The organism is Streptomyces sp. NPDC048612, from assembly GCF_043199295.1.
Classification (GTDB): domain Bacteria; phylum Actinomycetota; class Actinomycetes; order Streptomycetales; family Streptomycetaceae; genus Streptomyces.
Map to the genome: position 1 here is coordinate 208,517 of NZ_JBICVV010000003.1, position 13,222 is coordinate 221,738.

Consider the following 13,222-nt stretch of genomic DNA (forward strand, 5'->3'; position numbering starts at 1 on the left):
GGCGTGGCTCATACCTGCGGTGACGGCTCCGTCCCGGGCCGGTCGAGTGCGTGACACCACATGATCGGAAAGACCTGCGAGCGGGTCGGCAGCGCGATGGGCCCCGGCCATCCGACCCCTCCAGAGGCGCCGACCATGGACCCAGCCGCCGCGGCACCACCACCCCGTACGGGCATCAGCCTGCGCCAGCTGCTGATGTCACTGGGCGAGCCCCTGGTGGAGCTGCAGGCCGCGCCCGACGGGCTGGACGTCGAGATCCGCAGCGTCTCACTGCTCGACCCCGAGGACCCGCCGATGGCCCACCCCGGCGAGCTGATCCTCGCCATAGGCGCCCGGGGACGCGCGGCGTTTCCCGCACTGCGGGCCGGCGGACGCGACGGAGCCGCCGCGGTGGCGGTCAAGCTGGACGCCCCCGGGCAGGCCGCCGCGCTCAGTGCGACCGCCGTCGAAGCCGGGATCGCGCTGCTGTCCGTACGGAGCGAAGCGCGCTGGGAGCAGGTGGACGCGCTGGCGCGGGCGGCGCTGGAGAGCGCGCCGCAGGGGCGGCCCGGCGAGGGGGCCGAGGAGGGCGATCTGTTCTCGCTCGCCCAGACCACCGCCATCCTCACCGGCGGCATCGTCAGCATCGAGGACACCGCCAACCGTGTCCTGGCCTACTCCCGGTCCGCCGACGACGACGAGGTCGACGACCTGCGGCGGCGGTCGATCCTGGGCTGGCACGGCCCGGAGGCGTATCTGTCGCGGCTGCGCGAGTGGGGCGTGTTCCAGCGGCTGCGCACCTCCGACGACGTGATCAACATCGACGCGCACCCCGAGCTGGGCATCCGCCGGCGGCTCGCGGTGGCCATCCGGTCCGGGGAACGGCAGCTGGGCGTCATCTGGGTGCAGGAGGGCTCCGCGCCGCTGACCGAACGCGCGGACCAGGCGCTGCGGGGCGCTGCCCGGGTCGCGGCCCTGCACCTCGTACGCCGCCGCCGGGAGCTGTCCGCCGATCTGACGCTGACCCGTACGCTCGCGGCCGGGCTGCTGGAGGGCAGCACCGGGCCCCAGCCGCTGGCCAGCCATCTCTCCCTGGACGCCGCCCGTCCGGCCGCCGTCCTGGGCTTCTCGTACGGGACGGCCGAGGCCACCCCGCCGGAGCTGGCCCGCGGCGAGGTCAGCAACCTGATCTCGGTGCACACCGCGGCCCGGCACAGCAGCGCCGTGGTCACCCAGGTCGATGCACGGATCTATGTGCTGCTGCCGCAGCTGCCGCGCAGCATCGACACCGGGACACTGCGCGGCTGGGGACAGGAGATCACCGACGCGGCCGGCCGTCACCTGGGCCTGTCGCTGCGCGGTTCGGTCGGCTGCATCGTGCCGGCGCTCGGGGAGATCCCCGAATCGCGTCGGGAGGCGGACCGGATTCTCGACGCCATGCTGAGCGTCGGCGTCGCCACCACGGTCGCCGCGCTGCCGGACATCCAGGCGGAGGTGCTCGTCAGCGAGGTACTGGCGCTGCTGTCCGCGCACCCCGAGATGCGCGACCCCCGGCTGACCGCCCTGGTCGCCCACGACAGCCGCAACCAGGGGCAGTTGGCGGAGACCGTACTGGCCTATCTGAACTCCTTCGGCGACGTACGGGCCGCCGCCGCCGAGCTGCATGTGCACCCCAACACCCTGCGCTACCGCATCCGCCGGGCCGAGGACCTGACCGGTCTCGACCTCGGCCGCCCGGACCAGCGGCTGCTGGCCATGCTCCAGCTGCGCCTGCCGCCCACCGACTGAACCGGGTCGCGGCGGCGCCACGGCGGTCCGCCGGGGGGCATCGCGCCGGGCATCCGCTGCTCCGTGGACCCCTCCGTCGCTCCCTGGAACCCCGGGCGCCGCACCCATACCCCATACCGCCGATAGTCCACAATTCTCCTAAGATGGGCGATATTGCTCCATTGAGCTGACGGGCTGGCGATGATGAGTGCGGAGAATGCCCTGCCGGGCGGCTCGGACCGCGCCTGCGATATCGCGCGGGCGGCCACGGCCGAACTGGACGGAGAGGGGCGGATCATCGCCTGGACCCGGGCGGCGGAGCGGCTGCTCGGCTATCCGGCCGGGGAGATCCTGCACCGCCCCGCGACGGAGCTGCTGGCGATACCCGGTGACGAGGTACGGGTGGCCGCCGTCGCGCGCTGGTGCCGTGCGGGGAGCGGCTGGGGCGGCTCGGTCGCGGCGCGCCACCGGGACGGCCGGGAGGTGCAGCTGGCGCTGCAGGTCACGCCCGTTCTCGACGGTGCGGGCCGGGAGCGGTGGTCCGTCCTCGCCATGGAGGAGTGGCGGGTGCCGGGCGGCGGGGTGAACCAGCTGATGCTCGAACCGTTCCTGGCGCATGCGCCGGTCGGCATGGCCGTGCTCGACACCGATCTGCGCTACGTCTGGGTGAACGACGTACTGGAGCGCCTGATCCCCCTGGAGCGGCGGCTCGGGAGGCAGGTGAACGAGATACTGCCGAGGCTGGAGGCCGAGGCGTTCGAGGAGCGGATGCTGCGGGTCCTGCGGACCGGGTCGCCGGTGATGGACTACGAGTTCCGCAGCCCCACCTATGCGGACCCCAACCAGGAGCGCGCCTACTCGGCGTCCTTCTTCGGGCTGTCGGACCCCCAGGGCCGGCGGATCGGCCTCTGGTACATGGTCATCGACGTCACCGAACGCTGGCGGGCGCAGGAGCGCCTGGCCCTGCTGAACGACGCGAGCGTCCGTATCGGCAGCACCCTCGACGTCACCCGGACCGCCCAGGAACTGGCGGATGTCGCCGTACCGGCGCTCGCCGACTTCGTCGCCGTCGATCTGCTGGACTCGGTGCTCAGGGGCGCGGAGCCGGTCCCCGGGCCGGTCGACAGCACTCCCGTCATGCGCCGCTGCGGTCAGCAGTCGGTCCACGAGGGCTGCCCGGAGGCCGGCCTGGCCGTGGGAGAGACCGTCCAGCGGTCCCCCACCTCACCGATCGCCCGCTGTCTGCTCAAGGGCGAGTCCCTGGTGGAGCCGGCCCTGGACCTCACCACCAGCGCCTGGGTCACCGAGGACCCGGTACGGGCCGCCGTCATCCGGGAGTTCGGGTTCCGTTCGGTGATGGTGGCTCCGGTGCAGGCCCGCGGCATCACCCTGGGCGCGGCGACCTTCTTCCGGTCCCGGCGTCTGGGGCCCTTCGTGGCGGACGACGTACGGCTGGCCGAGGAGCTGGTCGCGCGGGCCGCCGTGTGTGTCGACAACGCGCGCCGCTTCGCCCGCGAGCGCACCGCGGCCCGGGTGATGCAGCAGAACCTGCTGCCGCACGAGCTGACCGGCGGGTCCGCGCTGGAGGTGGCGTCGTGGTACTTCCCGGCGGACGCGCCGAGCGGGGTGGGCGGCGACTGGTTCGACGTGATTCCGCTGTCCGGGGCGCGGGTCGCCCTGGTCGTCGGGGACGTGGTCGGACACGGCATCAACGCCGCGGCCACCATGGGGCGGCTGCGCACCGCCGTCCGCACGCTGGCGAACCTGGACCTGCCGCCCGATGAGCTGCTGGCCCGCCTGGATGACCTGGTCATCGGCCTGGTCAAGACGCACCGCGCCGATCCGGCGGCGGACGCCGGGGACCCGAGCGTGGCCTCGACCTTCATGGGCGCCACCTGTCTGTACGCCGTCTACGACCCGGTCAGCAGGCGGTGCAGCGTCGCACGGGCCGGCCATCTGCCGCCGCTGATCGTCGGCCCCGACGGCACCGTGGACTGCCCGGACCTGCCCGCGGGGCCACCGCTCGGCCTGGGGTCGCTGCCCTTCGAGGCCGTGGAGCTGGAGCCGGCCGAGGGCAGCCTGATCGCGCTCTACACCAACGGGCTGATCGAGACCCGCGACCGGGACATCGAGGTCGGGCTGTCCCGGCTGAGCGAAGCCCTCGCGGTGCCCGGGGAGACGCTGAAGGACATCGGCGCCCATGTGGTCAAGGCCCTGCTGACCGGCCCGCCGTCCGACGACGCCGCGCTGCTCCTCGCCCGGACCCATGCCCTGGACGACCGGCAGGTCGCCTCCTGGGAGCTGACCTGCGACCCGGCCGTCGTCGGCACCGCCCGTGGCCTCGCCGGCCGGCAGCTGGCGGAGTGGGGGATGGACGATCTGCTGTTCACCACGGAACTGATCGTCAGCGAACTGGTCACCAACGCCATCCGCCACGCCACCGCGCCGATCACCCTGCGCCTGATCCGGCAGGACGCCCTGATCTGCGAGGTCTCCGACGCCAGCAGCACCTCGCCGCGCCTGCGCCATGCCCGGACCACCGACGAGGGCGGACGCGGACTGTTCATCGTCGCGCAGCTGACCTCACGCTGGGGCACCCGGTACACCCCGACGGGCAAGATCATCTGGACCGAGCAGAGCATGCCGTCCGAAGCGGGCGCCGACGACGAGGCGGACTGAGCCGGGCTCACCGGAAGGGCGCGGCGGGCGCTCGCGGCGCGCCCCGGACCGGGGGCGGGCCCCGGTGACGCCACCGAGGCCCCGGACAACGCCGTGCTCACCCCGCCCCTAGCACGCTCCGGACGTCGTCGTGTTCACCCCCGCCGGACACATGGCCGCAGTCGTCCCCGGCCGGGACGGGCCAGCCGACGAGACCGCGCCCGGGCAGCTCGACATGGTCGTGGTCGGCACCGGCCACCACGCGGCGCGGCGCCGCGCCGGCCCCCTCGGCTGTCAGATGGGCGGTCACGAAGGCCGCGCTCGTCCGGACGATGTCACGGGTCAGCCCGAGGGGAAGCAGCGAACGGGTCTCGGCGATCGCCTCGTCCTCGCCGGCCCGCAGCACCACCCGGACGTCCGGTGCCACTCCGTGGGCCGCGACCGCGACGGCGATGTTGTCCAGCTCATGGGAGCCGACGGCGGCGAGCGCACGGGCCCGCCCGAGGCCGAGCCGGGCCAGCACTGCTCGGTCCTCGCCGTGCGCCAGCACCACGGGTATCCCCATCGAGCGCGCGAGGCGCAGGTTCGGGGCGGCGGGCTCGCGTTCGACCCCGACGACCGGGACCCCCAGCTGCCGCAGGGTCTGGCACAGCCGCAGACCGACCTGCCCCAGCCCCACCACGATGACGTGACCGGCCCGGGGAAGCACCCGCGGCCCCAGGACGCCGACCAGCCGCGGGCCGGACATCCGGTCCACGATGCCCGCGGTCAGCAGCGCGGTGAACCCCACCGTCACCAGCATCGCCACGCCGGACACCACCTCGTACCCGGGATGCCCGGCGTGCGGCGCGGCCGGCCCCACGCCCGCCACGACCCGGGCGGCTTCCAGGAACGCGGTGCTGACCGGCCGGTGGAACACCCCGACCAGCCAGGCCCAGTCCAGTACCAGGACGGCGACGATGCCCAACAGCCCGATGAGCAGCAGCCGGGCGTCCGCGTCATGGGGCTGGAACTGCCCCCGCAGCCGTCCCAGCAGCGCCCGCCGCCGGGCTCCCGCGCTCGCCCGCCAGGCCGTCTCCACCAGGCGGCCCTCCCGCGGGCGGACCGCCACCGCACCGTGCCCGTCCTCCCATACGGCCAGCGCGTCGGGGTCGACGCAGAGACCGGCCAGCGTCGGCGCCAGGAGGTCGGCGGGCGAGACCGGCACACAGTCGTGCAGCAGCAGCCGGAGCTGCTGGGCCACGGTGCGGTCGAAGACGGTGACGACGATCCGGACGGGGTCGTGGACATGGCGTACGGCGAGGGCGTAGCGCAGCGCGGACAGATCGTCACCCACCAGGACGGCGACAGCCGCCGGGCGGGCGGCGAGCGCCCGGCGGAGTTCCTGGTCGTCCGGGGCCGCGAGATGGTCGACGGAGTGTCCGCCCTCCTCCAGGGAGGCGCAGACCCGGCGCGCCAGTGTCGTCGCGCCGATCACCACGATCCCGGCGTCCCGGTCCGCCGGGCCCGCCGGATGCGTCCCGGTCTCCTCGGTTTCCCCGGCCGGCGCCGCCGGGTGCGCCGCCTGCTGCGCCGCCGGGTGCCGTGCGGGAGACGCACCGCCCCGTTCATCCGGCATTCCGTCCCCCGTCCCGCTGCGGCCGCTCTCCCCTGGTGGGGTGGGTGGCGGAGCGGTCGCTGGAACGGTGCGGTTCTGTCGGGCGGTGGGAAGGGTGGCCATGGAGTCCCCTTGCTCGTCGGCCGGCGGCAGGGCCGGTCGGCAGGCCCCAGGGCCGAACTCACGCTAGGGCGCGGGCGGTCCGGGACATCTGTTCCGTCGGCCAAGGCTTCGCCGACGGCCTTGTCCGCCCGCACCACCCCCGTCCCGGAGCGCCGCGGGGCGGGACGGGAAGCCGCCGGCGCTCTCGGCCCGCCCGCACGCGCCCGCGGCGCGAGCCCTCCGTTCCGGCTCTCCGCATTAGCCGGCCGGACAGCTATCCGGAACGAATTTGTCCACTCTCACAAATACGCCGCCGCGCACCGCCACATACGCTTACGCAAATCCCAATCCGGACGTGATGCGGCTCACCTCTCACGAGGAGGACGGGCAGTAGCGCGGAGGCGCAACGAAGCGCTCCCCCACCCGCGCAGACATCCGAAGGCCACGACGACGCGTCACGCCTTCGAACCCACGTCAGGGCCGTGATCGCCACCACCTTCACCGGGTCCTGTCGTGCGTCCACACCGAGGCGACCCAGCCGTCACCCCGTGCATGACCCCTCCAACCCTCAATGGATGTCGAAGATGACTACACCTCCCCCCAGCCCCGTGGCCGCTCCGCCCGCCCCTCCGGGGAACCACGGGCAGGCTCCCGGCCAGTCCGGTCTGCAGTCGGGCCTCAAGAACCGCCATCTGTCCATGATCGCCGTGGGTGGGGTCATCGGCGCCGGCCTCTTCGTGGGTTCCGCCTCCGGCATCACCGCGGCCGGCCCCGGCATCCTGCTGTCGTACGCCCTGGTCGGCGCGCTGGTCGTGTTCGTGATGCGGATGCTCGGCGAGATGGCGGCCGCCAACCCGACCTCCGGCTCGTTCTCCGCCTACGCGGACCGGGCGCTCGGCCGCTGGGCCGGCTTCTCGATCGGCTGGCTGTACTGGTTCTTCTGGGTCGTCGTGCTCGCCGTGGAAGCGACCGCCGGCGCCGCCATCCTCACGAGCTGGGTCCCGGCCGTCCCGCAGTGGGCCTGGGCACTGATCGTGATGGTCGTCCTCACCGCCACCAACCTCGCCTCGGTGGCCTCGTTCGGTGAGTTCGAGTTCTGGTTCGCGGGCATCAAGGTCGTCGCCATCGCGGCCTTCATCGCCATCGGCGGCCTGGCGATCTTCGGTGTGCTGCCCGGCTCCGAGAACGCGGCCACCGGCTTCGCCAACCTCACCTCCCACGGCGGCTTCCTGCCGAACGGCCCCACCGCGATCCTCACCGGTGTGCTGATGGTCGTCTTCTCCTTCATGGGCAGCGAGATCGTCACCCTCGCCGCCGGTGAGTCCGAGGACCCGCAGCGCGCGGTCACCAAGGCCACCAAGAGCGTCATCTGGCGGGTCGGCATCTTCTACCTCGGCTCGATCCTCGTGGTCGTCTCCCTGCTGCCGTGGAACGACCCGTCGATCGCCAAGAAGGGCTCCTACGTCGCGGCCCTCGACTCCATAGGCATCCCGCACGCCGGCCAGATCATGAACGTGATCGTGCTGACCGCGGTGCTCTCCTGCCTCAACTCCGGCCTGTACACCGCCTCCCGGATGGCCTTCTCCCTCGGCCAGCGCGGCGACGCCCCGAAGGCCTTTGCCCGGACGAACTCACGAGGCGTCCCGCAGGCCGCGATCCTGGCCTCCGTCCTCTTCGGCTTCATCGCGGTCGGCTTCAACTACCTGTGGCCGGACACGGTCTTCCAGTTCCTGCTGAACTCCTCGGGCGCGGTCGCGCTCTTCGTCTGGCTGGTCATCTGCTTCTCCCAGCTGCGGATGCGCGGGATCATCCTCCGCGAGAACCCGGACAAGCTGATCGTCCGGATGTGGCTCTTCCCGTACCTGACCTGGGCGACGATCGCGATGATCTCGTTCGTGCTGGTCTACATGCTCACCGACGACAGCGAGGGCGGCGGCCGCATCCAGGTCCTGCTGTCGGTGCTGCTCGCCGCCGCCGTGGTCGCCGTCTCCCTGGTCCGCGACCGGCTCGGCCGCGGCACCGCCGAGAAGGACGCCGTCACCACCGGCTGAACCGGGCGAAGTGCCGTAAGGGCAGGGGTGTGCCACAGCACACCCCTGCCCTTACGCTCACCAGAACCGTTCGCCACTACGCTCGAATCCGCATCCGACACCACCACCGGAAGGCCCTCCCGAAGACATGCCCGCCTTCAGACGCCGCAAAGGCAGCCTTCCCCGCCTGGTCCCCGAGCTCGACGACCGCACCCTGGGGCAGGTCCGGCGCCGCGTCGAGACGTGCTGGTCCCGTGGGTCGCTCGACACCGCCGTGATGGCCTCGATGGCGGACCTGCTCCACGAGACCAGCCAGGACTGGGACCGCAAGGCCCACCGGCTCGCGGTGCTCGCCCGGTCCGCGGGGCGGTCACTGCCCGGCATCTGGCGCCAGCACAGCCCGCAGGACCCGCACGCCCTGATGCTGCACGCCTGGTCCGACCTCATCCAGGCCCGGCAGCCGGGTTCCGGCATCGATCTGAACGGCACCCGTGAGACCTGCCGGCTCGCGACCGAGCTGCTGCCCGCCGACCCCACCCCGTGGACCCTGCACCTGGCCACCCTCCGCCTGGAACAGCGCCCCTCCACGGAACTGTCGGCGATCTGGCGCGAGATCAAGGCCCGCGACCCGTGGAACCGCGAGGCGCATCTGCAGGCTCTGGGCTATCTGTCACCGGACGAGTGCGGCTCCAGCGCCCTGGTCCTGGATCTGCTCGACGGGGTCCGCGCCGCCATGCCGGCCCAGGCACCCGCCGCCGGTCTGGAGCTCACCGCGCTCATCGCCAACCACCAGCGCGCGGTGTCCGGCGGCGGCCTGATGGCTGTCGGCGCCGCCGAGATCTGGCGGCGCCCCGACGCCGCCAAGGCCCTCGACCACGCCGCGCACTACTGGCCGAGCCCGGAATTCCTCACCCACGCTGCGGCCCTGGCCGATCTCAACCTGCTGGCCTACGCCCTGATCAAAGCCGGCCGGACGACCGAGGCCGGAGCCGCGCTGCGCGCCACCGCCGGCGTGGTGACGCCCTGGCCGTGGAGCCTGGACGGCGAGGCGCTGGAGCGCTTCTCGCACTTCCACAGCCGCTATGCGACCGCCGACGACGGCGCCCGGGGCCGACGGCGCTGAACGGCGGCAGCCGCGCCGTCACCTCACCACGCCCGTAGTGGGCAGGCGTACGAAGGACGGCGCGGACGTGCGAGCACATAGCCGGAACGGGTGGTTTTGTCGCCCCTTAAGGCGTATTTGGCGTGCCCTGCCCCTTTCCAGGGGATTCCCTCCTGGAAGAGGGTTGGGAGATTCGCATGCGCGACACCGTCAGCACCGGCCGCTCCGCGGCATCAGGCGGCTGGCGCGTGCTGATGTTGCTCGTGTTACTGGCCCTGCTGCACGCCGCGCTCAGCACCGGCTGCTGTGAAGCGCCACTGCCCGGCGCCGGCGACTGCGCTCCCCGCACCGGCACTCTCGCCGCGTCCACCCCGGCCGAACGGCTCTGCATTCCGCCGGCGCCGGTGCTGGCGTCCACCGAGGGCGACGGAAAGCACCCCGGCAGCGGCGTCCGCCGCAAGTGCGACGCAACGGCCTGCCATCTCCGCCATCACGTCCCCACGGGCGCCGGCGGCAAGGCGCTCGGGGACTCGCTCCTGGAGGAGACCCTCACCGCGTCGGGGAGCACCTCCGTCGCGGCCGTCGTCACGGCCGCCCTCCCTGCGTCGCCGAAGCGGGTGACCGTCCTGCGCTGCTGAGCGCGCCCGGCCGCGCTCGCCCACCCCTCCCCCGTACCGGGGCCCGGGGCGACCGCGGCCTGCCGTCATCAGCTCTCCGGAACCACCACCGCAGGAGATTCGGCATGCCCCTCGACGTCTTTGCCGCTCTTGGCGCGCTCGTCCGCGCCGAGGCCGCACGCACCCGCACGAAGTCCGTGAAGCCCCCCATGAACCAGCCGCCGGCGCAGCGCCAGAGCAGCCCGGAACCCTCACCTGCCGAACCCCCGGACGCCGCCCCCGCCCCCGCTCCCCCGCCGCCTGTCAGGAAACACTGGCTCGCCAGGCTGCTGCGGAAGCTGACCGCGTTCCTCCGCTGAGGCGGGCCCGGAACCCGCGTCCACCCGGGGCCGCCGTGCGGCGCGGCGGCGGAGCGGGGCGGGCCCGGCGCGCACCGTTTGTCCGGCTCCCCGGCGGGCGTCATCCTGGAACCATGGCCCCCGATGCCGGCCCGGACACACTGTCCGGCTGGGCCGTCCGGCACCCCGGCCCGGTTGCCTCCGGGCCGCTGGCGGCGGTCCGTCGCCCCGCTCCCGAGCCGGGCCCCGATGACCTGGTGCTCCGGGTGGAGGCCTGCGGTGTCTGCCGTACGGATCTGCACCTGGCGGAGGGTGATCTGCCCCCGCACCGCCCGTCGACCGTGCCGGGCCACGAGATCGTCGGCCGCGTGACGGCCACCGGCGAGGCGGTCACGCGTTTCCGGCCCGGGGACCGGGCCGGCGGGGCGTGGCTGCGCGGCACCTGCGGCACCTGCCGCTACTGCCGCGCGGGCCACGAGAACCTCTGCCCGGCCTCCGTGTACACCGGCTGGGACGCCGACGGCGGCTTCGCCGAAGCCGCCGTCGTGCCCGCGGACTTCGCCTATCCGCTCCCGGACACCGAGGACGCCACGCTGCTGGCACCGCTGTTGTGCGCCGGGATCATCGGCTACCGCGCGCTGCGCCGCAGTGCGCTGCCCGCCGGCGGCCGGCTCGGGATCTACGGCTTCGGCGCCTCGGCGCATCTGGCCGCGCAGGTCGCGCTGGCCGAAGGGGCCACCGTCCATGTGCTGACCCGGTCCGCGCAGGCCCGTGAACTCGCCCTGGAACTGGGCGCGTCCTCGGCCGGCGAGGCCTACGGCCGGCCGCCCGAGCCACTGGACTCGGCGATCCTCTTCGCGCCGGTGGGTGATCTGGTGCCGGTGGCACTGGAGGCGCTGGACCGCTCCGGCACCCTCGCCCTGGCCGGCATCCACCTCACCGACATCCCGCCGCTCACCTATCAGCGCCATCTCTTCTACGAGCGGAATCTGCGCAGCGTGACCTCCAACACCCGCCAGGACGGGCGGGAGTTCCTGGCGACCGCGGCGCGGATCGGCATCCAGGTCACCGTCAGCCCCTACCCGTTGAGCCGTGTCCCGGAGGCGCTCGCCGACCTGGCCGCCGACCGGGTGCACGGGGCCGCCGTGCTGACACCCGGCTGACCGGAGGGCGACGGCCACCGGGACAGGAGCCGGTGGCGCGGACGTCAACTCCGGTCCGCGGGCTGACGCCTTTCGGGTACTCGCACACCCCTCCACCGTCACGGATAGTAGCCAATGGCAGTCACTGGTAACGCAGTGCATTCAGATCGCAGGTATCGCACGTACCGCATGTGAGGACGAGGGAGTCATATGACCGTCGATCAGATCCAGGCCGGCACCGAGTGCGGGGTGGAAGTGGGGCCGGGCGACGCCCGCTACCCGGCCCTGCGGAGAGGGTTCAACCAGCGCTTCATCGCGACACCCGACTATGTCTCGGTGGTCAGCTCGACGAGCGAGGTGGTCGCCGCGGTCAACAAGTACCTGGCGAGCCACCGTCCCGACGAGGATCTCCACCGGCGGCTCACGGTCCGGTCGGGCGGCCACTGCTACGAGAACTTCGTCTGCGGCGACGACGTGGGCGTGATCATCGACATGGGACAGCTGGACGGGGCCTATCTGGACCAGGAGCACGGCGCGTACTGCGTGGAGTCGGGGGCGAACAACTGGCATGTCGCCACCCATCTCTACGCGCCGTTCGGGGTGGCCCTGCCCGGCGGCTCCTGCTACTCCGTGGGCGCCGGCGGCCATGTGGCCGGCGGCGGGTACGGGCTGCTGTCCCGGCAGCACGGGCTGACCGTCGACTACCTCTACGCGGTGGAGGTAGTCGTGGTCCGCGACGGGCAGCACGCGGAGGTCGTGATCGCCCGCCGTGACTCGCCCGAACCGGAGCTGCGGGATCTGTGGTGGGCCCACACCGGCGGGGGCGGCGGGAACTTCGGCGTGGTCACCCGGTACTGGTTCAAGGGACTGCCCCAGCCCCCCTCCCAGGTCCTGCTGCACGCGGTGGCCTGGCCGTGGGAGGAGCTGGCGGGTCACCCGGACCGTCTGAAGTCGCTGGTGCGCAACTACGGGCTGTTCTTCGAGTACGAGAACACCAAGGAACTCCCGGCGTCCCTCCGCGGCGACTACAGCGACATGTTCACCCTGCTGAAGCTGAACCAGCGCGCCAACGGCAAGATCGGTCTGATCACCCAGCTCGACGCCACCCGGCCGGACAGCGCCGAGCGGCTCAACGCCTTCCTCGACTGGATCACCCAGGACCTGGACGTCGAGACCACACCGCTGGACCGGCGGATGGGCGAACACGCGCCGATGGGCGGCCTGGAGGTGCCGACGCGGCTGCCGTGGCTCACCGCCACCCAGACGCTCAACGGCTCCGGCGACAACCAGTGCGGCAAGTACAAGTCGGCCTACATGCGGCGGGGTTTCACCGAACACCAACTGGACGTCATCCACCGCTACCTGACGTGTGAGAACTACCAGAACCCCCAGGCGCTGCTCCAGGTCGACTCGTACGGCGGCGCGATCAACCTGCCCGACAGCGGCGACACCGCGGTCTGCCAACGGAGTTCGGTACTCAAGCTCCAGTACCAGACGTACTGGAGCTGGCAGCGCGACGCCAACGGCGACGGTGTCGCCGACCAGCACGACGCCGAGGCCGATCCCTCGATCGCGGCGCCTCATCTGCGCTGGATTCGCGAGTTCTACCGCGAGGTCTACCAGGACACCGGCGGGGTGCCGATCCTGGCACCGACCGGCGGCGCGGCGGACGGGGAGCCCGACCCGGTGACCGACGGGTGCTACATCAACTACCCCGACACCGACCTCGACGACCCGGAGTGGAACCGTTCGGGCCAGTCCGCGCACCGCCTCTACTACGGCGAGAACTACCCGCGCCTCCAGGCGGTCAAGGCGTACTGGGACCCGCGCGACGTGTTCCGTCACGCCCAGTCCGTCCAGCCGCGCACCTGCTGACCGGGCGGCGGCATC

The 13,222-nt window shown here is 72.7% G+C and carries 9 protein-coding genes; 8 read left to right on the forward strand and 1 reads right to left on the reverse strand.

What is annotated here, in order from left to right:
• Positions 1-135 precede the first annotated feature (135 nt).
• Both ACGFN2_RS07010 and ACGFN2_RS07015 read left to right on the forward strand, forming a co-directional pair.
• Positions 136-1,767, forward strand: a complete 1,632-nt coding sequence (locus tag ACGFN2_RS07010) for a helix-turn-helix domain-containing protein (protein ID WP_393358155.1) — start codon at positions 136-138, stop codon at positions 1,765-1,767.
• A 180-nt stretch (positions 1,768-1,947) separates the two neighbouring features.
• Entirely contained in the window at positions 1,948-4,425 is a 2,478-nt protein-coding gene (locus ACGFN2_RS07015) for a SpoIIE family protein phosphatase (protein WP_393358157.1), read from the forward strand.
• Positions 4,426-4,522: 97 nt separating this feature from the next.
• Here the strand turns inward: ACGFN2_RS07015 and ACGFN2_RS07020 are convergent, their stop codons facing one another.
• Positions 4,523-6,022 (reverse strand): NAD-binding protein, encoded by a 1,500-nt coding sequence (locus ACGFN2_RS07020; RefSeq protein WP_393358159.1) that lies wholly within the window; start codon positions 6,020-6,022, stop codon positions 4,523-4,525.
• Between the two features lie 656 nt (positions 6,023-6,678).
• Here ACGFN2_RS07020 and ACGFN2_RS07025 point away from each other — a divergent pair.
• The 6 genes from ACGFN2_RS07025 (at position 6,679) to ACGFN2_RS07050 (ending at position 13,207) form a co-directional block, all read left to right on the forward strand.
• Positions 6,679-8,154 (forward strand): amino acid permease, encoded by a 1,476-nt coding sequence (locus tag ACGFN2_RS07025; RefSeq protein ID WP_393358161.1) that lies wholly within the window; start codon positions 6,679-6,681, stop codon positions 8,152-8,154.
• A gap of 127 nt (positions 8,155-8,281) precedes the next feature.
• Entirely contained in the window at positions 8,282-9,256 is a 975-nt protein-coding gene (locus tag ACGFN2_RS07030) for a hypothetical protein (RefSeq protein ID WP_362610102.1), read from the forward strand.
• A 176-nt stretch (positions 9,257-9,432) separates the two neighbouring features.
• Positions 9,433-9,873, forward strand: a complete 441-nt coding sequence (locus ACGFN2_RS07035; protein ID WP_393358163.1) for a hypothetical protein — start codon at positions 9,433-9,435, stop codon at positions 9,871-9,873.
• A 104-nt stretch (positions 9,874-9,977) separates the two neighbouring features.
• Entirely contained in the window at positions 9,978-10,211 is a 234-nt protein-coding gene (locus ACGFN2_RS07040) for a hypothetical protein (protein WP_362610098.1), read from the forward strand.
• A 113-nt stretch (positions 10,212-10,324) separates the two neighbouring features.
• Entirely contained in the window at positions 10,325-11,353 is a 1,029-nt protein-coding gene (locus ACGFN2_RS07045) for a zinc-dependent alcohol dehydrogenase family protein (RefSeq protein WP_393358165.1), read from the forward strand.
• A 189-nt stretch (positions 11,354-11,542) separates the two neighbouring features.
• Positions 11,543-13,207 (forward strand): FAD-dependent oxidoreductase, encoded by a 1,665-nt coding sequence (locus tag ACGFN2_RS07050; RefSeq protein ID WP_393358167.1) that lies wholly within the window; start codon positions 11,543-11,545, stop codon positions 13,205-13,207.
• Positions 13,208-13,222 lie beyond the last annotated feature (15 nt).

Bases quoted from the DNA above. Each gene is read 5' to 3' on its own strand.
- ACGFN2_RS07010 (WP_393358155.1), top strand. From the start codon at position 136: ATGGACCCAGCCGCCGCGGCACCACCACCCCGTACGGGCATCAGCCTG.
- ACGFN2_RS07015 (WP_393358157.1), top strand. From the start codon at position 1,948: ATGATGAGTGCGGAGAATGCCCTGCCGGGCGGCTCGGACCGCGCCTGC.
- ACGFN2_RS07020 (WP_393358159.1), bottom strand. From the start codon at position 6,022: ATGCCGGATGAACGGGGCGGTGCGTCTCCCGCACGGCACCCGGCGGCG.
- ACGFN2_RS07025 (WP_393358161.1), top strand. From the start codon at position 6,679: ATGTCGAAGATGACTACACCTCCCCCCAGCCCCGTGGCCGCTCCGCCC.
- ACGFN2_RS07030 (WP_362610102.1), top strand. From the start codon at position 8,282: ATGCCCGCCTTCAGACGCCGCAAAGGCAGCCTTCCCCGCCTGGTCCCC.
- ACGFN2_RS07035 (WP_393358163.1), top strand. From the start codon at position 9,433: ATGCGCGACACCGTCAGCACCGGCCGCTCCGCGGCATCAGGCGGCTGG.
- ACGFN2_RS07040 (WP_362610098.1), top strand. From the start codon at position 9,978: ATGCCCCTCGACGTCTTTGCCGCTCTTGGCGCGCTCGTCCGCGCCGAG.
- ACGFN2_RS07045 (WP_393358165.1), top strand. From the start codon at position 10,325: ATGGCCCCCGATGCCGGCCCGGACACACTGTCCGGCTGGGCCGTCCGG.
- ACGFN2_RS07050 (WP_393358167.1), top strand. From the start codon at position 11,543: ATGACCGTCGATCAGATCCAGGCCGGCACCGAGTGCGGGGTGGAAGTG.